We start from the raw sequence: 20,348 nt of genomic DNA, 5'->3' as shown, positions 1-20,348 counted from the left end.
CGTGCGAGTCGCGGCAGGTTCCCGCTCCGGCCGGGTCGCCGCAGGCCTCCGTGCGAGTCGCGGCGGGCCCACCCTCCGGCCGGGTCGCCGCAGGCTCCTGTTCCGTGCGAGTCGCGGCAGGTTCCCGCTCCGGCCGGGTCGCCGCAGGCCTCCGTGCGAGTCGCGGCGGGCCCACCCTCCGGCCGGGTCGCCGCAGGCCGACGTTCCGTGCGAGGCAGGTTCCCGCTCCGTGCGGGTCGCGGCCCGCCCCCCGTTCTGGCCGAGTTGCCGCAGGCTCCCGCTGCGGCCGGGTCGCGGCAGGTTCCCGGTCCGGCCGAGTCGCGGCAGACTCCCGCTCTGGCCGGGTCGCCGCAGGCCCACGTTCCGGCCGAGTCGCGGCACCCTCCCGCACCGGCCGGATCGCCGCAGGCCTACGCGTCGTACAGGTCGGCCTTCTTCGGCGTCGGGTCCTGCACCAGGCCGCTGAGGATGCCGGACCGCGTGCCGAACTTCTCCGTGTCCACGCCGTTCTCCTCCAGCACCCGGATCGCCGCCGAGTGCACCACGCGCAGCACCGGCGTGGCGGCGCGCAGCGCGTCGTCGGCCATGAAGCGGTGCCGCCACGGCTGGTCGGCCCAGGCGTGCCGCAGGCCGAACGGCTCGGGCAGGCCGACCGAGCCGCCGAGCCAGTTGAGCAGCGGCGGATACCAGGTCAGCGGGGCGCGCGCGGCGAGCCGGACCACCTCGTCGGCGGTGACCAGCGGCAGCATGACCTTGCGGGTCTCCCACGGCTTGAGGGACTTGGAGACCTCCTTGCTCGGCGCTTCCGGCTTGGAGGTGAACAGCGAGTTCACAGGGCCCAGCGCATGCCCGGTCACCTCGATCCGCAGTGTCTCGTGCAGCACCGTCACGGTGATCAGCATGGTGAGGACCAGCTGCCCGTCCCACAGCGTCCACTGCACGCCCAGGTAGTGCCGGTCGCCGCTGCCGAACTGCTGCTTGTTGCAGATGTCCTGTATGGCGTGCGGCTTGACCTGGAAGGCCTCGACGTCGGTGCCCTCCGGCCGGCCCACCTCCTTGGCGTTCTCGCCGATCGGCGTGACGATCCAGTGCTTGATGGACGGCTTGGGAAAGCCCCCGGTGTTCAGAGGGCCGCGCTCCAGCAGGGAGAGCTGGTCGTGGATGGCACGGATGACGTCCCAGCTGCGGAAGGGGTGGATCTCCCGGGTGGGGTCGGCGGGCACCAGGTCCTCGGCGAGCTGCCAGGAGCCCCAGCGGGTGCCCATGCCGAGTATCCCCTTGGGGCCGGCGTAGAAGACCGAGTTCGACTGCTGCTCGGCGCTGAGCCGGGCCAGGGACTGGCGCAGTTCCTCGGCCGCGGTCTGGTTCGGACCGCGCGGCACCGCCTCCGGGACCTTGGCGCCGACGCTGGTGCCCGAGAGCAGGCCGGCCCAGCGGGCCCGCAGGTCGTTGGCCGTGCGCTCGCAGATCTGCTTGGCCCAGAACCAGCCGAGCACGGGCAGGACGACGCACGCCCGCGCGTACCAGGCCCAGAAGCCGCTGAACGGCATCTTGATCAAGAAGAGTGCGGCGAGCACGCCGACACCGAGCAGCAGGGCGGTGGCGAGTGTCCCGGCCCGTCTGTCGTCCCGCCTCGCGACGAACGTGCGCAGCTGGAAGACCAGCAGCCAGGCGATCAGTCCGGGCAGGAACAGCACTCCGCACAGGACCGTCACGGCTGTCAGACGGTTGTCGCGCTCACGGCGGATGTTGTTGGCAGCGAGGCAGTGCTCGACGACGAACTGGGGCTCCGAGCCGAAGGACTGGATCAGCGGCTTGCGGTCGGGAGCGAGCATCCGGGCGACGACGGCCCGCGAGAACGCCTCACCCAGATTGGGCCGCAGCAGCGCGATCCGGCCGGCCGTGACGGTCGACTGGTGCCATTCGTTGTCGGCCTTCTTGATCTCCTCGATCGGGCTGTCCCGGTATGCCGCCGAGGCCAGCGCGGAGGTCGCCGCCTGACCCTCGTCGCCCGAGACGGGCACCTGAGGCCCGTCCCACTCCGTTCCCAACGACATTCCCGCCCCCTCGGCCCCCGGCCTCGCTTCTGCGGCCTTCCCGACTTCCCCGCTCCGCACACCTGTTGAACTGGCTGTCGCGTCGATATCCCGTCACAACCCGGACGACTGCGGCACGGCGCGATCACGTGATCAGCGTATCCGCCGCCACCGACAATCCGCGGGCGGACGGCCGAAGCCGCCCGCCCGCGCTCCCGGCGCAAGGGTGGTGAACTACGAATTCTCGCCCGCCTGTTCGCGGATCCGCTCCGCGACCTGCGGCGGCATCGGCTCGTGCCGGGCATAGGAGCGGTCGAAGCGGGCCGTGCCGTGCGACAGCGAGCGCAGGTCGACGGCGTACCGGCCGATCTCGAACTCGGGCACCTCGGCCTTGATCACGGTCCGCCCGGTGCCCACCTGTTCGGTGCCGAGCACCCGGCCGCGCCGGCTGGACAGGTCGCTCATCACGGCGCCCACGTAGTCGTCGCCGACCAGCACGGACACCTCGGCCACCGGCTCCAGCAGGTGGATCTTCGCGTCCGCGGCGGCCTCGCGCAGCGCCAGCGCGCCGGCGGTCTGGAAGGCGGCGTCGGAGGAGTCCACCGAGTGCGCCTTGCCGTCCAGCAGCGTGACCCGTACGTCCACCAGCGGATACCCGGCGGCGACCCCCTTGGCGGCCTGCGTCCGTACGCCCTTCTCCACGGAGGGGATGAACTGCCGCGGTACGGCGCCGCCGACCACCTTGTCCACGAACTCGATGCCCGAGCCGCCGGGCAGCGGCTCCACCTCGATCTCGCAGATGGCGTACTGCCCGTGCCCGCCGGACTGCTTCACATGGCGCCCGCGCCCGGCGGCCTTGTTCGCGAACGTCTCCCTCAGGGAGACCCGGTGCGGGACGACGTCGACCTGGACGCCGTAGCGGCTGCGCAGCCGTTCCAGGGCGACATCCGCGTGGGCCTCGCCCAGACACCACAGGACCACCTGGTGGGTGTCCTGGTTCTGCTCCAGACGCATCGTCGGATCCTCTGCCACCAGCCGGGACAGGCCCTGCGAGAGCTTGTCCTCGTCCGCCTTGCTGTGCGCCTGGATGGCGAGCGGCAGCAGCGGGTCGGGCATCCGCCAGGGCTCCATCAGCAGCGGGTCGTCCTTCGCGGAGAGCGTGTCCCCGGTCTCGGCGCGGCCCAGCTTGGCCACGCACACCAGGTCGCCGGCGACGGCGTGCGTCACCGGACGCTGCTGCTTGCCGAACGGCATGGACAGGGCGCCGACCTTCTCGTCGACGTCGTGGTCCTCGTGGCCGCGGTCGGCCAGCCCGTGCCCGGAGACGTGCACCGTCTGGTCGGGGCGCAGGGTGCCGGAGAAGACGCGCACCAGGGACACGCGGCCCACATAGGGGTCGGAGGCGGTCTTGACGACCTCGGCCACCAGGGGGCCGCCGGTGTCGCACGGCTTCAGCTCGCGCGCCTGGCCGTCGACGGTGGTGACCTCCGGCAGCGGGTGCTCGAACGGCGTCGGGAAGCCGCCGGTGACCAGCTCCAGCAGCTCCACGGTGCCGAGGCCCTGCTTGGCGCCCTCGGCGGCCGGGGCGGCGGCCAGGACGGGGAAGAAGGAGCCGCGGGCGACGGCCCGCTCCAGGTCCTGGATCAGCGTCTTGACGTCGACCTGCTCGCCGCCGAGATAGCGGTCCATGAGGGTCTCGTCCTCGCTCTCGGCGATGATCCCCTCGATGAGCCGGTTACGGGCCTCCTCGATGTCCGGCAGCTGGTCCGCGCCGGGCTCGGACTCCTTGCGCTCCCCGGTCGAGTAGTCGAACAGCTTCTGCGAGAGCAGCCCGATCAGCCCGGTCACGGGCGCGTGCCCGTCGGGGCCCTCCGGGCCGCGCAGCGGCAGATACAGCGGCAGCACGGCATCGGGGTCGTCCCCGCCGAAGGCCTCCGCGCACGTGCGCGTCATCTCCTCGAAGTCCGCGCGAGCGGCCTCCAGATGCGTGATCACGATCGCACGCGGCATCCCGACGGCCGCGCACTCCTCCCAGACCATCCGGGTCGAGCCGTCCACGCCGTCCGAGGCCGAGACGACGAAGAGGGCCGCGTCGGCCGCGCGCAGACCGGCCCTGAGTTCCCCGACGAAGTCGGCGTAGCCGGGGGTGTCGAGGAGGTTGATCTTGATGCCGTCCCATTCGACCGGCACCAGGGAGAGCTGTACGGAGCGCTGCTGCCGGTGCTCGATCTCGTCGTAGTCCGAGACGGTGCCGCCGTCCTCCACACGGCCCGCCCGGTTCACCGCCCCCGCACTCAGCGCGAGGGCCTCCACCAGAGTCGTCTTGCCCGAACCGGAGTGGCCGACCAGCACCACGTTCCGTACGGATGCGGGCTGGTCGGCCTCCAGAGCCCTGCCGGCGGCCCCGGGGTGGTGTGTCTGTGCCTTGTCGCCCATGATCCTGCCTCCCGTGCACGGTGAGGTCATTTGCGGGCGCGGACACGCGGGATCCGCGTGCTGGCGGCTCCGGCGACGCCCGCGGTTATTCGAGCTTTCCACTCCCGTCACGCTGCGTCCATACGAACGACAGCCGCGCACGCCTGTCGCGCCACGAGCGCCCGGCGCACGGGGCGCGCACCGGTTCGGGCCACGAGCTGCGGGTGCCCGCCCGTCACGCGCACGCGCGCGTGGCTACGATGGGCCAGCCGGCGGCCACCAGGGGCCGCGGCGACACCGACCGTCGGGAAGGCCATGCTGAACAAGTACGCGCGTGCATTCTTCACGCGTGTCCTCACACCGTTCGCCGCGTTTCTCATCCGCCGGGGCGTGAGCCCCGACACGGTCACTCTCATCGGCACGGCCGGTGTGGTCGCGGGAGCGCTGGTCTTCTACCCCCGGGGCGAGTTCTTCTGGGGGACGGTCGTGATCACCCTGTTCGTCTTCTCCGATCTGGTCGACGGCAACATGGCCCGTCAGCTGGGCCGCTCCAGCCGCTGGGGCGCCTTCCTGGACTCCACCCTGGACCGGGTCGCCGACGGCGCGATCTTCGGTGGCTTCGCGCTCTGGTACGCGGGCAACGGCGACAACAACGTCCTGTGCGCGGTCTCGATCTTCTGTCTGGCCAGCGGCCAGGTGGTGTCGTACACCAAGGCGCGCGGCGAGTCCATCGGGCTGCCGGTCGCCGTCAACGGTCTCGTCGAACGCGCCGAACGGCTGGTGATCTCGCTGGTCGCGGCCGGTTTCGCGGGTCTGCACAAGTTCGGTGTGCCGGGCATCCAGTGGCTGCTGCCGATCGCCCTGTGGATCGTCGCGGTGGGCAGCCTCGTCACCCTGGTCCAGCGGGTCGTCACCGTCCGCCGCGAGTCCGCCGAGGCCGAGGCCGCGGCCCGGCAGAGCCCCAGCGAGGCTGCGCAGTGAGCGCCGCCGAACGGCTCACCGACGGGCTGTACGGCGCCGGCTGGAGCACCGTCAAGATGCTCCCCGAATCCGTCGCGGTCCGCCTGGGGCAGACCATCGCCGACCTCGCCTGGAAGCAGCGCGGCAAGGGCGTACAGCGCCTGGAGTCGAACTACGCGCGCGTACTGCCCGACGCCGGCCCCGAGCGTCTGCGCGAGCTGTCGCGCGCGGGCATGCGTTCGTACCTGCGCTACTGGATGGAGTCCTTCCGGCTGCCGGCCTGGTGCGCCGAGCGAGTGAAGGCGGGCTTCGACCCGAAGGACATACATTTCCTCACCGACGGGCTGGCCTCCGGCAAGGGCGTGGTCCTGGCCCTGCCGCACCTGGCCAACTGGGACCTGGCCGGCGCCTGGGTGACCACCAAGCTGGAGACGCCGTTCACGACGGTCGCCGAGCGCCTGAAGCCCGAGACCCTCTACGACCGGTTCGTCGCCTACCGCGAGGGCCTCGGCATGGAGGTCCTGCCGCACAGCGGCGGCTCCGCCTTCGGCACCCTCGCCCGCAGGCTGCGCGACGGCGGCCTGGTGTGCCTGGTCGCCGACCGGGACCTGTCGTCCTCCGGCGTCGAGGTCGACTTCTTCGGCGAGACCGCCCGGATGCCCGCGGGCCCGGCCCTGCTCGCCCAGCAGACCGGCGCGCTGCTGCTGCCGGTCACGCTCTGGTACGACGACTCGCCCGTCATGCAGGGCCGGGTGCACCCCCCGATCGAGGTACCCGAGTCAGGTACGCGGGCCGAGAAGACGTCTGTCATGACACAGGCGCTGGCCGATGCCTTCGCCACCGGGATCGCCGACCACCCGGAGGACTGGCACATGCTCCAGCGGCTGTGGCTCGCCGACCTCGACCCCGCGAAGGGACCCTCGTGAGAATCGGGATCGTCTGCCCGTACTCCTGGGACGTGCCCGGTGGCGTCCAGTTCCACATCCGCGACCTCGCCGAGTACTTCCTCCGGCTCGGCCACGACGTCTCCGTGCTCGCCCCGGCCGACGACGACACCCCGCTGCCGCCGTACGTCGTCTCGGCCGGCCGCGCGGTCCCGGTGCCGTACAACGGCTCGGTGGCCCGCCTGAACTTCGGCTTCCTGTCGGCGGCGCGGGTGCGGCGCTGGCTGCACGAGGGCGCCTTCGACGTGGTCCACATCCACGAGCCGACCTCGCCCTCGCTGGGCCTGCTGACCTGCTGGGCGGCCGCCGGCCCGATCGTGGCGACCTTCCACACCTCCAACCCGCGCTCGCGCGCGATGATCGCCGCGTACGCCATCCTCCAGGCCGCCCTGGAGAAGATCAGCGCGCGGATCGCGGTCAGCGAGTACGCCCGTCGCACGCTGGTCGAGCACCTGGGCGGGGACGCGGTGGTCATCCCCAACGGCGTCGACGTGGACTTCTTCGCCAAGGCCGAGCCGAAGACGGAGTGGCAGGGCGACACGATCGGCTTCATCGGCCGGATCGACGAGCCGCGCAAGGGTCTGCCCGTGCTGATGCGGGCGCTGCCGAAGATCCTGGCGGCCCGCCCGCGGACCCGGCTGCTGATCGCCGGGCGCGGCGACGAGGAGGCGGCCGTGGAGGACCTCCCGAAGGAACTCCACGCGCGCGTGGAGTTCCTCGGCATGATCAGCGACGAGGACAAGGCGCGCCTCCTGCGCAGCGTCGACCTGTACGTCGCGCCCAACACCGGCGGCGAGAGCTTCGGCATCATCCTGGTCGAGGCGATGTCGGCGGGCGCCCCCGTGCTCGCCTCCGACCTGGACGCCTTCGTGCAGGTCCTCGACCAGGGCGAGGCGGGCGAGGTCTTCGCCAACGAGGACGCCGACGCGCTCGCCGAGGCCGCCGTACGGCTCCTGAAGGACCCGGCACGCCGCACCGAGCTGCGCACCCGCGGCAGCGCCCACGTCCGGAGGTTCGACTGGTCGACGGTCGGCGCGGACATCCTGTCCGTCTACGAGACGGTGACCGCCGGCGCGGCGGCGGTCGCGGCGGACGAGCGCACGACGGGGCTGCGGGCCCGGTTCGGGCTGGCCCGGGACTGACGGGCCGCGAGCACACCGAGGCGTGGGCCGGTGGCCTGCTCGCCGACCGACGTGCGGTGGGGTGCCGCCCGGATCGCGGGGCCGTCGGGTGCGCCGGCGGCCCGCGGCGGCGGCTCGGGCCGGCGGGAACCGCTGGTCTTCGGGGGACTGACGGGCTGTAGGGCTGTACGGGGTGGGCCGATAGCCTTCGGCCGTGACCGCAACCCTCATCTGGATCCTTGTCGCCCTCCTCGCGATCGGCGTGTACCTGAGCTGGACGGCCGGGCGGCTGGACCGGCTGCACGTGCGGATGGACGCCGCGCGGGCCGCGCTCGACGCGCAGCTGCTGCGCCGGGCCTCCGTCGCGCAGGAACTCGCGACCTCGGGCGTGCTGGACCCGGCCGCCTCGATCGTGCTGTACGAGGCCGCGCACGCGGCCCGGCAGGCCGAGGAGGAGCAGCGCGAGGTCGCCGAGAGCGAGCTGAGCCAGGCGCTGCGCGCGGTCTTCGGGGATCCGGCCCAGGTGGAAGCCCTCAGGGAGGCCCCAGGAGGCGAGGAGGCGGCCCGTGAGCTGGCCGAGGCCGTCCGCCGGGTACCGATGGCCCGCCGGTTCCACAACGACGCCGTGGGGGCCGCTCGCAGGCTCCGTGAACACCGCAAGGTCCGCTGGTTCCGGCTGGCCGGCCACGCACCGTTCCCGCTGGCCTTCGAGATGGACGACGAGCCCCCCGCGGCCCTCGTGGAGCGGGCCTCCTGAACCCCGGGGAAACCCTCCCCCGACGAAAAGGATCCACCGGCTTGCCATTGGCCCTTGCTGTGGCCTGGTCCACTCGCGTTTCCTCGTCGGTGCAGAAAACCCTCTTTCACATCAGTGAGGTCACCCGTGTCCACCACCGAGAACCAGGCTCCCGAGACCGGCACCGCGCGCGTGAAGCGTGGCATGGCCGAGCAGCTCAAGGGCGGCGTGATCATGGACGTCGTCACGCCGGAGCAGGCGAAGATCGCCGAGGACGCGGGCGCCGTCGCCGTCATGGCCCTGGAGCGGGTCCCGGCCGACATCCGCAAGGACGGCGGCGTGGCCCGCATGTCCGACCCGGACATGATCGAGGGCATCATCGACGCCGTCTCGATCCCGGTCATGGCCAAGTCCCGCATCGGCCACTTCGTCGAGGCCCAGGTCCTGCAGTCCCTCGGCGTCGACTACATCGACGAGTCCGAGGTCCTCACCCCGGCCGACGAGGTCAACCACTCCGACAAGTGGGCCTTCACCACCCCGTTCGTGTGCGGTGCCACCAACCTGGGCGAGGCCCTGCGCCGCATCGCCGAGGGCGCCGCGATGATCCGTTCCAAGGGCGAGGCCGGCACCGGCAACGTCGTCGAGGCCGTCCGTCACCTGCGCCAGATCAAGAACGAGATCGCCCGCCTGCGCGGCTTCGACAACCACGAGCTGTACGCCGCCGCCAAGGAGCTGCGCGCTCCGTACGAGCTGGTCAAGGAGGTCGCCGAGCTGGGCAAGCTCCCGGTCGTCCTCTTCTCCGCCGGTGGCGTCGCCACCCCGGCCGACGCGGCCCTGATGCGCCAGCTCGGCGCCGAGGGCGTGTTCGTCGGCTCCGGCATCTTCAAGTCCGGCGACCCGGCCAAGCGCGCCGCCGCCATCGTGAAGGCCACCACCTTCTACGACGACCCGAAGATCATCGCGGACGCGTCCCGCAACCTCGGCGAGGCCATGGTCGGCATCAACTGCGACACCCTCCCCGAGACCGAGCGCTACGCGAACCGCGGCTGGTAATCCACCTCACGAGGACTGCACGACACACATGACTGACGCACCCGTCATAGGCGTCCTGGCCCTCCAGGGCGACGTACGGGAGCACCTCATCGCCCTGGCCGCGGCCGACGCCGTGGCCAGGCCGGTGCGGCGCCCCGAGGAACTCGCCGAGGTCGACGGCCTCGTCCTGCCTGGCGGCGAGTCCACCACCATCTCCAAGCTGGCCATCCTGTTCGGCGTGATGGAGCCCCTTCGCGCGCGCGTGCAGGACGGCATGCCCGTCTACGGCACCTGCGCCGGCATGATCATGCTCGCCGACAAGATCCTCGACCCGCGGTCGGGCCAGGAGACGATCGGCGGCATCGACATGATCGTGCGCCGCAACGCCTTCGGCCGGCAGAACGAGTCGTTCGAGGCCGCGGTCGACGTGCAGGGCGTCGCGGGCGATCCTGTGGAGGGCGTCTTCATCCGCGCTCCGTGGGTCGAGTCCGTGGGAGCCGACGCCGAGGTGCTCGCCGAGCACGACGGCCACATCGTCGCCGTCCGCCAGGGCAACGCGCTCGCCACGTCGTTCCACCCGGAACTGACCGGCGACCACCGCGTGCACGCCCTGTTCGTCGACATGGTGCGCGCCAACCGGACGCGAGAGTCCTTGTAGGATCTCTGACGTTCGTACAGAGATGGGTTACGCGAAGGAGACAGGCAGATGTCCGGCCACTCTAAATGGGCCACGACGAAGCACAAGAAGGCCGTGATCGACGCCAAACGCGGCAAGCTCTTCGCGAAGCTCATCAAGAACATCGAGGTCGCGGCCCGCATGGGCGGCGTCGACCTCGACGGCAACCCGACGCTCTACGACGCCGTCCAGAAGGCCAAGAAGCAGTCGGTCCCGAACAAGAACATCGACTCCGCGATCAAGCGCGGCGGTGGTCTCGAGGCCGGCGGCGCCGACTACGAGACGATCATGTACGAGGGCTACGGCCCCAACGGTGTCGCGGTGCTCATCGAGTGCCTCACCGACAACCGCAACCGCGCCGCCTCCGACGTCCGCGTCGCCATGACCCGCAACGGCGGCAACATGGCCGACCCGGGTTCGGTGTCGTACATGTTCAGCCGCAAGGGCGTCGTCATCGTCCCCAAGGGCGAGCTGTCCGAGGACGACGTGCTCGGCGCGGTCCTGGACGCGGGCGCCGAGGAGGTCAACGACCTCGGCGAGACCTTCGAGGTCATCAGCGAGGCCACCGATCTGGTCGCGGTCCGTACCGCCCTCCAGGAAGCCGGCATCGACTACGACTCGGCCGAGTCCAGCTTCGTGCCGTCCGTCCAGGTCGAGCTGGACGAGGAGGGTGCCAAGAAGATCTTCAAGCTGATCGACGCGCTCGAGGACAGCGACGACGTGCAGAACGTCTTCGCGAACTTCGACGTGAGCGACGAGATCATGGAGAAGGTCGACGCGTAACACGCACGGCTTGCCGACGGGCCGACGGGACACACCCCGTCGGCCCGTCGCTTTGTCAGTGGCACCCGATAGCCTGCACGAACAGGCGATCGGACAGCCGATCGGAGGGAGGGGCGCGTGCGCGTACTGGGGGTGGACCCCGGGCTGACCCGGTGCGGTGTCGGCGTGGTCGAGGGCGTCGCGGGGCGGCCGCTCACCATGCTCGGCGTCGGTGTCGTCCGCACGCCCGTGGACACCGACCTCAGCCGCCGCCTTCTCGCCGTCGAGCAGGGCATCGAGCAGTGGCTGGACGAGCACCGGCCCGAGTTCGTCGCCGTCGAGCGCGTCTTCAGCCAGCACAACGTGCGCACGGTGATGGGCACCGCCCAGGCCAGCGCCGTCGCCATGCTGTGCGCCGCCCGGCGCGGCATCCCCGTCGCCCTGCACACCCCGAGCGAGGTCAAAGCGGCCGTCACCGGCAGCGGCCGTGCGGAGAAGGCGCAGGTCGGCGCCATGGTCACCCGGCTGCTCAGGCTCGCCGCGCCGCCGAAGCCGGCCGACGCCGCCGACGCCCTCGCGCTCGCCATCTGCCACATCTGGCGCGCCCCCGCCCAGAACCGGCTCCAGCAGGCGGTCGCCCGCCACACACCCAACGCAACGAAAGGCCGTACGGCATGATCGCCTTCGTCAGCGGCACGGTCGCCGCGCTCGCCCCCGACGCCGCGGTCGTCGAGGTCGGCGGCGTCGGCATGGCCGTCCAGTGCACGCCGAACACCCTGTCCACGCTCCGCGTCGGCCGGCCCGCCAAGCTGCACACCTCGCTCGTCGTCCGCGAGGACTCGCTGACCCTGTACGGCTTCGCCGACGACGACGAGCGCCAGGTCTTCGAGCTGCTGCAGACCGCGAGCGGCGTCGGCCCGCGCCTCGCCCAGGCCATGCTGGCCGTGCACACCCCGGACGCGTTGCGCCGCGCCGTCGCCACCGGTGACGAAAAGGCGCTCACCGCCGTGCCCGGCATCGGCAAGAAGGGCGCGCAGAAGCTGTTGCTGGAGCTGCGGGACCGGCTAGGCGAACCCGTCGGCGCCCCCGCGATCGGCGCCCCGGTGACCCAGGGCTGGCGCGACCAGCTGCACGCCGCGCTCATCGGCCTCGGCTACGCCACCCGGGAGGCCGACGAGGCCGTCGCCGCCGTGGCTCCCCAGGCCGAGGCCGTCGGCGGCACTCCGCAGGTCGGGCAGTTGCTGAAGGCCGCCCTGCAGACCCTGAACCGCGCCCGCTGACCCACGACGATCGAGGCACACTCACATGAACTGGGACGAAACGGCCGACACCTCCGCCGCCGAGCGGCTCGTCGGTGCGTCCGCCGACCGGGAGGACCAGGCCGTCGAGGCCGCGCTGCGCCCCAAGGATCTCGGCGAGTTCATCGGCCAGGAGAAGGTCCGCGAACAGCTCGACCTCGTCCTGCGCGCCGCACGCGCGCGTGGCGCCACCGCCGACCACGTACTGCTCTCCGGCGCGCCCGGCCTCGGCAAGACCACCCTGTCGATGATCATCGCGGCCGAGATGGGCGCCCCCATCCGCATCACCTCCGGCCCCGCCATCCAGCACGCCGGCGACCTCGCCGCGATCCTCTCCTCCCTCCAGGAGGGTGAGGTCCTCTTCCTCGACGAGATCCACCGCATGTCCCGGCCCGCCGAGGAGATGCTGTACATGGCGATGGAGGACTTCCGCGTCGACGTCATCGTCGGCAAGGGCCCCGGCGCCACCGCCATCCCGCTCGAACTCCCGCCGTTCACCCTGGTCGGCGCCACCACGCGCGCGGGCCTGCTGCCGCCCCCGCTGCGCGACCGCTTCGGCTTCACGGCGCACATGGAGTTCTACGAGCCGCACGAGCTGGAGCGGGTCGTGCACCGCTCGGCGAACCTGCTGGACGTCGAGATCGAGCCGGACGGCGCCGCCGAGATCGCCGGCCGCTCCCGGGGCACGCCCCGTATCGCCAACCGTCTGCTGCGCCGCGTCCGCGACTATGCCCAGGTCAAGGCGGATGGTCTGATCACCCGTGAGATCGCCGCGGCCGCCCTCGCGGTCTACGAGGTCGACGCGCGCGGTCTGGACCGCCTCGACCGCGCCGTCCTGGAGGCGCTGCTGAAGCTCTTCGGCGGCGGCCCCGTCGGCCTGTCGACGCTCGCCGTCGCGGTGGGGGAGGAGCGGGAGACCGTCGAGGAGGTCGCCGAACCCTTCCTCGTCCGGGAGGGACTGCTGGCCCGCACCCCGCGCGGCCGTGTCGCCACGCCCGCCGCCTGGGCGCACCTCGGTCTCACCCCGCCCCGCTCGGCGGCGGGCGGAAACGGACAACAGGACCTGTTCGGGGCCTGATGGCGCCGTGATGCCTTCGTGACGGCCGGGGCATTGGCACGAGCAGGAACTCAGGTGCCATGCTGAGCGTTGTTCCATGCGCGCGGACTCGCTTAGACTCCGCCGATGCCGCCTTTGCGGGCGGCGCCGACCACGCCCCCATCCAAGGCCGCTCTCCGTCGCGGTCGCGCGAAGGAAATCCCGTCCCGTGAATGCCTTTACCCTTCTCCCCTTCATCGTGCTCATCGCGGCCATGTTCCTGATGACGCGCTCGGCCAAGAAGAAGCAGCAGCAGGCCGCCAGCATGCGGAACGAAATGCAGCCCGGCTCGGGCGTCCGCACGATCGGGGGGATGTACGCGACGGTCAAGGAGGTCAACGAGGACACGGTCCTCCTCGACGCCGGCCCCGGTGTCGAGCTCCTCTTCGCGAAGAACGCGATCGGCGCCGTGCTCACCGACGACGAGTACAACCGCATCGTCCACGGCGTCGAGCACGACCTGAAGTCCGACGCCGACATCGTCCCGGACGACGCCTCCTCCCTCACCGAGTCCGACGAGTCCGACTCGCCCGCTGCCGCCGCCTCCGACGACAAGGCCGTCGACCTCGGTAAGAAGGATGCCGACGAGGACGGCACCGACGCGGCCGAGGCCGCCGAGGCCAAGGCGGAAAACGAGCCGAAGAAGACCGACGGCGACTCCGACGCGAAGTAGTCACGCCCCGGTGGTGCGTCGCGCGGCATGATCGCCCCGCGCACCACCGGGCGTCTGTTTCCCGCCCGGAACAGCCCGACACCATGTCATGGCCGACCGCGCCGACCGCGTGGGGCGGCCCGAGAGGGAGTACGAGAAGGTGGCAGCACCTAAGAGGGGCCGGAGCGCGAGCGCCCAGAGCAAGCCAGGGCGCTCGCTGGCCCTCATCCTGATCGCCATCGTGGCGCTCACCGGAGGCATGTTCCTTTCCGGGAACAAGACTCCGCGTCTCGGCATCGACCTCGCCGGTGGTACGAGCATCACGCTCAAGGCGAAGGCCGACCAGGGGTCCGCGATCAACAAGGCCAACATGGACACCGCGGTCGACATCATGAACCGCCGTGTCAACGGCCTCGGCGTCTCCGAGGCGGAGGTGCAGACCCAGGGGACCGACAACATCATCGTCAACATCCCCAAGGGCACCAACTCCAAGGAAGCCCAGCAGCAGGTCGGCACGACCGCCAAGCTGTACTTCCGCCCCGTCCTGGCCAGCGAGCCCAGTGGCGGCGCCGCGCAGAGCCCCTCGCCGAGCGCCTCGCCCAGCGGCAGCTCCTCGCCGAAGCCGAGCGGGAGCGCGAGCCCCTCCGCCGGCTCCTCGTCGAAGGAGAAGGCGTCCTCGTCCTCCACCGCGTCCCCGACGGCCTCGGCGACCTCCCAGGGCCGGGCCGTCACCGACGCGCTGAAGGCCGGCTCCACCCCGTCGCCGAGCCCCTCCGCATCCGGCAGCTCCAAGCCGTCGGCGACCCCCTCGGCCTCCTCCAGCGCCGGCACGGCCGCCGCCAAGCTCCAGGCCCAGTACGCCGCCCTGGACTGCACCAAGCCCGCCGAGCGCGCCAAGGTGGGAGGCGCCTCCAAGCCCGGCGACCCCACGGTGGCCTGCGGCCAGATCAGGAAGGTCTGGTACAAGTACGTGCTCGGCCCGGCCGCCGTCGACGGCACCGAGGTGAAGAAGGCGCAGGCCGTCTTCGACACCCAGGGAGCCTCCGGCTGGCAGGTCCAGATGACCTTCACCTCCAGCGGCTCCAAGAAGTTCGCGGACATCACCGGCCAGCTGGCGAAGAACCAGTCCCCGCAGAACGAGTTCGGCATCGTCCTCGACGGCGAGGTCGTCTCCAGCCCGTTCGTGCAGCAGGCCATCACCGGCGGCCAGGCGGAGATCTCCGGCAGCTTCACCCAGCAGGACGCCCAGAGCCTCGCCAACATGCTGTCCTACGGCGCGCTGCCGCTGTCCTTCCAGGAGCAGTCCGTCACGACCGTCACCGCGGCGCTCGGTGGTGAGCAGCTGCACGCCGGTCTGCTCGCCGGCGCGATCGGCCTCGCCCTGGTCGTGATCTACCTGGTCGCCTACTACCGCGGCCTCTCGGTCGTCGCCATGGCCTCGCTGCTGGTCTCCGCGATCCTCACCTACGTGATCATGTCGCTGCTCGGCCCGGCCATCGGCTTCGCGCTGAACCTGCCGGCCGTCTGCGGTGCCATCGTCGCCATCGGTATCACCGCGGACTCGTTCATCGTGTACTTCGAACGCATCCGGGACGAGATCCGCGAGGGCCGCTCGCTGCGCCCCGCCGTCGAGCGGGCCTGGCCGCGCGCCCGGCGCACCATCCTCGTCTCCGACTTCGTGTCGTTCCTCGCCGCCGCCGTCCTGTTCATCGTGACCGTCGGCAAGGTCCAGGGCTTCGCGTTCACGCTGGGCCTGACCACCGTGCTCGACGTGGTCGTCGTCTTCCTGTTCACCAAGCCGCTCATGACGCTCCTCGCCCGCCGCAAGTTCTTCGCGAACGGCCACAAGTGGTCCGGGCTCGACCCGCAGAGCCTCGGTGCCAAGCCGCCGCTGCGCCGCACCCGCCGTCCCGCCGGTCCTGCCGCCGGCCCTGTCGACCCGAAGGAGGCCTGAGCGATGTCGAAACTCGGCAACATCGGCGCTCGACTGCACCGCGGCGAGATCTCGTACGACTTCGTCGGCAAGCGCAAGATCTGGTACGGCATCTCCATCCTGATCACCATCACGGCCATCGTCGGCCTGGCGGTGCGCGGGCTGAACATGGGCATCGAGTTCAAGGGCGGCGCGGTCTTCACCACGCCGACCCACATGAGCACCTCGGTGACCCAGGCGGAGAACTTCGCCAAGGACGCCTCCGGCCACGAGGCGATCGTGCAGAAGCTCGGCAACGGCAGCCTGCGCATCCAGATCGCCGGCATCGACACCGGCCAGTCCGACAAGATCAAGCAGGAACTGGCCAAGGACCTGAACCTCAACCCCGAGAAGCTCGCCGCCGACCTGGTCGGCCCGAGCTGGGGCCAGCAGATCGCCAACAAGGCCTGGGAGGGCCTCGGCATCTTCATGGTGCTCGTCGTGATCTACCTGGCCATCGCCTTCGAATGGCGCATGGCCGTCGCGGCCCTGGTCGCGCTGATCCACGACATCACCATCACGACCGGTATCTACGCCCTCGTCGGCTTCGAGGTCACGCCCGGTACGGTCATCGGCCTGCTGACGATCCTCGGTTACTCGCTCTACGACACGGTCGTCGTCTTCGACAGCCTCAAGGAGCAGACGAAGGACATCACCAGGCAGAACCGCTGGACGTACAGCGATATCGCCAACCGGTCGATCAACGGCACCCTGGTCCGCTCCATCAACACCACGGTCGTCGCCCTGCTGCCGGTCGCGGGTCTGCTGTTCATCGGCGGTGGCTTCCTCGGGGCGGGCACGCTGAACGACATCTCGCTCTCGCTGTTCGTCGGCCTCGCGGCCGGTGCCTACTCCTCGATCTTCATCGCCACGCCGCTCGTCGCCGACCTCAAGGAGCGCGAGCCGGCGATGAAGGCGCTCACCAAGCGCGTCCTGGCCAAGCGCGCCCAGGCCACCGTCGAGGAGGACCTCGCCGGGGACCACGCCGCTGTCGACGACGACTCCGCGGATGCCGCCCCCGCCGTCGTGGGTCCCCGCAACCAGCCCGCGGCCCGCAACCGGGGCCGCGGCCGACCCTCCGGGAAGCGCCGATGACCGACATCCAGGAGCTGCTGCTCAGCCGCATCCGTGACGTCGCGGACTACCCCGAGCCGGGGGTGATGTTCAAGGACATCACTCCGCTGCTGGCGGACCCGGCCGCCTTCACGGCGCTCACCGACGCGCTGGCCGAGATCGCCACGAACACCGGCGCTACGAAGATCGTCGGGCTGGAGGCCCGGGGCTTCATCCTCGGCGCCCCGGTGGCCGTCCGCGCGGGCCTCGGTTTCATCCCGGTCCGCAAGGCGGGCAAGCTGCCGGGAGCGACCCTGCGCCAGGCGTACGACCTCGAGTACGGCACGGCCGAGATCGAGGTGCACGCGGAGGATCTGGCTTCCGGTGACCGGATCCTGATCGTGGACGACGTCCTGGCCACGGGCGGTACGGCCGAGGCGGCGATCCAGCTGATCGAGCGCGCCGGAGCGGAGGTTTCCGGCCTGGCGGTGCTGATGGAACTGGGCTTCCTCGGTGGCCGGACCCGGCTGGAGCCGGCGCTGGACGGGGCCCCGCTGGAGGCGCTGCTCCAGGTCTGAGTACGTCGACGCACAAGCGGCCTCGGCCCTGCCGTAGGCCGCTTCGTGTTTCCCAGGGGGACACTCGCGACCTGCGCCCGCGGGCCGTGCTCCGCCGGCCCACCGGCCCGCTCCGTCTTGCCCCGCCCCCTCGCCTCCCGGCCGCCGGCGGTGGAGGCGCCGCCGCACCAGGCCCCCGCGCCCGGGGACGAGCGCTGCACAGGTGGTGCGGGCGGGAAGACGCATCCGGCCGAAGGCGGAGCCGAGGCCACGCGCGGGACACCCTGCGCACGCCCCCCGACCACCCAGATTCCACCTCCCGGAATCCGGCGGAAGCCTCCCGCGTTGCAGAGGTAGACGGTCCTCACTTCCGCCTGAAGGCGATGACCAGCCGCAGGATCGCTACCATGGGGTCTCCGGAGCCTGACCGGGGGACCCGGATCGCGCACGAGGAGCCCTCTTGCCAGACGAGGCCCAGCCACTGACCGCCGCCAAGCCCGAGCCCGCCTCGGCACCCGCGGCCAAGCCCGCGCCGCACGCGTCCAACGCGAAGAACGACACCCGCGGGCCGATCGAGCACGCCCAGTCCGCGCCCGTCGAGAAGGCTGTCGAGGCCTCGCGTCCCAAGCCTGCCCCGGCCGAGCGTCCCGTGCAGCCGCCCGTCGTGCGTCAGCCCGCCGTCCAGCCCGCCCGCACCGGCTCCTCCAACCGCGTCCGCGCCCGCCTGGCCCGCCTCGGCGTGCAGCGCGCGAACCCGTACAACCCGGTCCTGGAGCCCCTGCTGCGGATAGTGCGCAGCAACGACCCCAAGATCGAGAACTCCACGCTCCGCCAGATCGAGCGCGCCTACCAGGTCGCCGAGCGCTGGCACCGCGGGCAGAAGCGCAAGAGCGGTGATCCGTACATCACGCACCCGCTTGCCGTCACCACCATCCTCGCCGAGCTGGGCATGGACCCGGCCACCCTCATGGCGGGCCTGCTGCACGACACCGTCGAGGACACCGAGTACGGCCTCGACCAGCTGCGCCGCGACTTCGGCGACACCGTCGCCCTGCTGGTGGACGGCGTCACCAAGCTGGACAAGGTCAAGTTCGGCGAGGCCGCGCAGGCCGAGACCGTGCGCAAGATGGTCGTGGCGATGGCCAAGGACCCGCGCGTCCTGGTCATCAAGCTCGCCGACCGCCTGCACAACATGCGCACCATGCGCTACCTCAAGCGCGAGAAGCAGGAGAAGAAGGCGCGCGAGACCCTCGAGATCTACGCGCCGCTCGCCCACCGGCTGGGCATGAACACCATCAAGTGGGAGCTGGAGGACCTCGCGTTCGCGATCCTCTACCCCAAGATGTACGACGAGATCGTGCGGCTCGTCGCCGAGCGGGCGCCCAAGCGGGACGAGTACCTCGCCATAGTGACCGACGAGGTCCAGGCCGACCTGCGCGCCGCCCGGATCAAGGCGACCGTCACCGGGCGCCCGAAGCACTACTACAGCGTCTACCAGAAGATGATCGTGCGGGGTCGCGACTTCGCCGAGATCTACGACCTGGTGGGTATTCGTGTCCTTGTCGACACGGTCAGGGACTGCTACGCCGCCCTCGGCACCGTGCACGCGCGATGGAACCCGGTCCCCGGCCGGTTCAAGGACTACATCGCGATGCCCAAGTTCAACATGTACCAGTCGCTGCACACCACGGTCATCGGGCCCAACGGCAAGCCGGTCGAACTGCAGATCCGCACCTTCGACATGCACCGCCGCGCCGAATACGGCATCGCCGCGCACTGGAAGTACAAGCAGGAGGCCGTCGCCGGCGCCTCCAAGGTGCGCACGGACGTGCCCAAGGCCTCCGGCAAGGACAAGGACGCCATCAACGACATGGCGTGGCTGCGGCAGTTGCTGGACTGGCAGAAGGAGACCGAGGACCCGGGCGAGTTCCTGGAGTCCCTGCGCTTCGACCTGTCCCGCAACGAGGTCTTCGTCTTCACCCCCAAGGGCGACGTCATAGCGCTGCCGGCCGGGGCCACACCGGTCGACTTCGCGTACGCCGTGCACACCGAGGTCGGCCACCGCACCATAGGGGCCCGGGTCAACGGCAGGCTCGTGCCGCTCGAATCCACCCTGGACAACGGCGACTTGGTGGAGGTCTTCACCTCCAAGGCGCCCGGCGCCGGCCCCTCCCGCGACTGGCTGGGCTTCGTCAAGTCGCCGCGGGCGCGCAACAAGATCAGGGCCTGGTTCTCCAAGGAGCGTCGGGACGAGGCGATCGAGCAGGGCAAGGACGCGATCGTACGGGCGATGCGCAAGCAGAACCTGCCGATCCAGCGCATCCTCACCGGCGACTCCCTCGTCACGCTCGCGCACGAGATGCGGTACTCGGACATCTCCGCGCTGTACGCGGCGATCGGCGAGGGCCATGTCTCCGCACAGAACATCGTGCAGAAACTCGTCCAGGCCCTGGGCGGCGAGGAGGCGGCCACCGAGGAGATCGACGAGGCGGTCCCGCCGTCCCGCACCCGCGGCCGCAAGCGCCGCTCCAGCGCCGACCCGGGCGTCGTCGTCAAGGGCGTCGAGGACGTGTGGGTCAAGCTGGCCCGCTGCTGCACGCCCGTGCCCGGCGACCCGATCATCGGGTTCGTCACGCGCGGCAGCGGCGTATCGGTTCACCGCAGCGACTGCGTCAACGTCGAGTCACTGTCCCGCGAGCCGGAGCGGATCCTCGACGTCGAGTGGGCTCCCACCCAGTCCTCGGTCTTCCTGGTCGCCATCCAGGTCGAGGCCCTGGACCGCTCGCGCCTGCTGTCGGACGTCACCCGCGTCCTTTCCGACCAGCACGTCAACATCCTCTCCGCGGCCGTCCAGACCTCCCGCGACCGGGTCGCCACCTCCCGCTTCACCTTCGAGATGGGCGACCCGAAGCACCTCGGCCACGTCCTGAAGGCCGTCCGGGGCGTGGAGGGCGTCTACGACGTCTACCGCGTGACATCGGGGCGCTCGCGGTCGTGAGCGGGCCGTGAAGCAAGCGGACATGTGAAAGGCCCCGTAC

Annotated in this window: 16 protein-coding genes and 1 pseudogene; 15 read left to right on the top strand and 2 right to left on the bottom strand. The window is 71.0% G+C overall.

Annotated elements, in window-relative coordinates:
- Nucleotides 1–410: 410 nt before the first annotated feature.
- A complete protein-coding gene (locus tag AB0L59_RS24325) occupies nucleotides 411–2,057 on the bottom strand; it encodes a hypothetical protein (RefSeq protein WP_365587215.1) in 1,647 nt (548 codons plus the stop codon).
- 213 nt (nucleotides 2,058–2,270) lie between these two features.
- Entirely contained in the window at nucleotides 2,271–4,472 is a 2,202-nt protein-coding gene (locus AB0L59_RS24320; protein WP_365587212.1) for an elongation factor G-like protein EF-G2, read from the bottom strand.
- A 239-nt stretch (nucleotides 4,473–4,711) separates the two neighbouring features.
- Here AB0L59_RS24320 and pgsA point away from each other — a divergent pair.
- The 15 genes and pseudogenes from pgsA to relA all read left to right on the top strand — a co-directional run bounded on the left by pgsA (nucleotide 4,712) and on the right by relA (nucleotide 20,308).
- Nucleotides 4,712–5,432 (top strand): annotated as a pseudogene (pgsA, locus tag AB0L59_RS24315) (phosphatidylinositol phosphate synthase).
- Nucleotides 5,429–6,337: a phosphatidylinositol mannoside acyltransferase gene (locus AB0L59_RS24310; RefSeq protein WP_365587210.1), complete on the top strand. Its 909-nt coding sequence runs from the start codon at nucleotides 5,429–5,431 to the stop codon at nucleotides 6,335–6,337. Before pgsA ends, AB0L59_RS24310 begins: the two are co-directional and overlap by 4 nt.
- Nucleotides 6,334–7,497, top strand: a complete 1,164-nt coding sequence (locus AB0L59_RS24305) for a glycosyltransferase family 4 protein (protein ID WP_365587208.1) — start codon at nucleotides 6,334–6,336, stop codon at nucleotides 7,495–7,497. The genes AB0L59_RS24310 and AB0L59_RS24305 overlap by 4 nt, the downstream gene beginning before the upstream one ends.
- Nucleotides 7,498–7,690: 193 nt before the next feature.
- Nucleotides 7,691–8,233 (top strand): hypothetical protein, encoded by a 543-nt coding sequence (locus AB0L59_RS24300; RefSeq protein WP_365587205.1) that lies wholly within the window; start codon nucleotides 7,691–7,693, stop codon nucleotides 8,231–8,233.
- 126 nt (nucleotides 8,234–8,359) lie between these two features.
- Nucleotides 8,360–9,265 carry a pyridoxal 5'-phosphate synthase lyase subunit PdxS gene (pdxS, locus tag AB0L59_RS24295; RefSeq protein WP_365587202.1) on the top strand — a complete coding sequence of 302 codons (906 nt, stop codon included), beginning with the start codon at nucleotides 8,360–8,362 and terminating at the stop codon, nucleotides 9,263–9,265.
- Between the two features lie 28 nt (nucleotides 9,266–9,293).
- Nucleotides 9,294–9,902, top strand: coding sequence for a pyridoxal 5'-phosphate synthase glutaminase subunit PdxT (gene pdxT, locus AB0L59_RS24290; protein ID WP_365587200.1), 609 nt, complete (start codon nucleotides 9,294–9,296; stop codon nucleotides 9,900–9,902).
- Between the two features lie 48 nt (nucleotides 9,903–9,950).
- Nucleotides 9,951–10,703: a YebC/PmpR family DNA-binding transcriptional regulator gene (locus AB0L59_RS24285; RefSeq protein ID WP_361692804.1), complete on the top strand. Its 753-nt coding sequence runs from the start codon at nucleotides 9,951–9,953 to the stop codon at nucleotides 10,701–10,703.
- Between the two features lie 117 nt (nucleotides 10,704–10,820).
- The gene (ruvC, locus tag AB0L59_RS24280) at nucleotides 10,821–11,360 is read left to right on the top strand and encodes a crossover junction endodeoxyribonuclease RuvC (protein WP_365587197.1); all 540 of its coding nucleotides are present in this window, start codon (nucleotides 10,821–10,823) and stop codon (nucleotides 11,358–11,360) included.
- Nucleotides 11,357–11,962 (top strand): Holliday junction branch migration protein RuvA, encoded by a 606-nt coding sequence (ruvA, locus tag AB0L59_RS24275; RefSeq protein WP_365587195.1) that lies wholly within the window; start codon nucleotides 11,357–11,359, stop codon nucleotides 11,960–11,962. Before ruvC ends, ruvA begins: the two co-directional genes overlap by 4 nt.
- 25 nt (nucleotides 11,963–11,987) lie before the next feature.
- The gene (gene ruvB, locus AB0L59_RS24270; RefSeq protein WP_365587194.1) at nucleotides 11,988–13,058 is read left to right on the top strand and encodes a Holliday junction branch migration DNA helicase RuvB; all 1,071 of its coding nucleotides are present in this window, start codon (nucleotides 11,988–11,990) and stop codon (nucleotides 13,056–13,058) included.
- A 187-nt stretch (nucleotides 13,059–13,245) separates the two neighbouring features.
- Nucleotides 13,246–13,749, top strand: coding sequence for a preprotein translocase subunit YajC (gene yajC / locus AB0L59_RS24265; protein ID WP_365587191.1), 504 nt, complete (start codon nucleotides 13,246–13,248; stop codon nucleotides 13,747–13,749).
- 139 nt (nucleotides 13,750–13,888) lie between these two features.
- Complete coding sequence (gene secD, locus AB0L59_RS24260) at nucleotides 13,889–15,682, top strand: protein translocase subunit SecD (protein ID WP_365587189.1); 1,794 nt, start codon at nucleotides 13,889–13,891, stop codon at nucleotides 15,680–15,682.
- Between the two features lie 3 nt (nucleotides 15,683–15,685).
- Nucleotides 15,686–16,795 (top strand): protein translocase subunit SecF, encoded by a 1,110-nt coding sequence (gene secF / locus AB0L59_RS24255; protein WP_365587186.1) that lies wholly within the window; start codon nucleotides 15,686–15,688, stop codon nucleotides 16,793–16,795.
- Entirely contained in the window at nucleotides 16,792–17,331 is a 540-nt protein-coding gene (locus AB0L59_RS24250; RefSeq protein WP_365587184.1) for an adenine phosphoribosyltransferase, read from the top strand. Before secF ends, AB0L59_RS24250 begins: the two co-directional genes overlap by 4 nt.
- A 439-nt stretch (nucleotides 17,332–17,770) precedes the next feature.
- Complete coding sequence (gene relA / locus AB0L59_RS24245) at nucleotides 17,771–20,308, top strand: GTP pyrophosphokinase (protein WP_365587182.1); 2,538 nt, start codon at nucleotides 17,771–17,773, stop codon at nucleotides 20,306–20,308.
- The last annotated feature ends 40 nt before the right edge of the window (nucleotides 20,309–20,348 follow it).

Origin of the sequence: Streptomyces sp. NPDC052109, assembly GCF_040680195.1 — a bacterium.
Lineage (GTDB): Bacteria > Actinomycetota > Actinomycetes > Streptomycetales > Streptomycetaceae > Streptomyces.
Note: the sequence above shows the minus strand (reverse complement) of the source record. Positions and strands in the feature narration are given on the sequence as shown.

Bases quoted from the DNA above. Each gene is read 5' to 3' on its own strand.
- pdxT (WP_365587200.1), top strand. From the start codon at position 9,294: ATGACTGACGCACCCGTCATAGGCGTCCTGGCCCTCCAGGGCGACGTA.
- AB0L59_RS24285 (WP_361692804.1), top strand. From the start codon at position 9,951: ATGTCCGGCCACTCTAAATGGGCCACGACGAAGCACAAGAAGGCCGTG.
- AB0L59_RS24325 (WP_365587215.1), bottom strand. From the start codon at position 2,057: ATGTCGTTGGGAACGGAGTGGGACGGGCCTCAGGTGCCCGTCTCGGGC.
- AB0L59_RS24250 (WP_365587184.1), top strand. From the start codon at position 16,792: ATGACCGACATCCAGGAGCTGCTGCTCAGCCGCATCCGTGACGTCGCG.
- secF (WP_365587186.1), top strand. From the start codon at position 15,686: ATGTCGAAACTCGGCAACATCGGCGCTCGACTGCACCGCGGCGAGATC.
- AB0L59_RS24320 (WP_365587212.1), bottom strand. From the start codon at position 4,472: ATGGGCGACAAGGCACAGACACACCACCCCGGGGCCGCCGGCAGGGCT.
- ruvA (WP_365587195.1), top strand. From the start codon at position 11,357: ATGATCGCCTTCGTCAGCGGCACGGTCGCCGCGCTCGCCCCCGACGCC.
- ruvB (WP_365587194.1), top strand. From the start codon at position 11,988: ATGAACTGGGACGAAACGGCCGACACCTCCGCCGCCGAGCGGCTCGTC.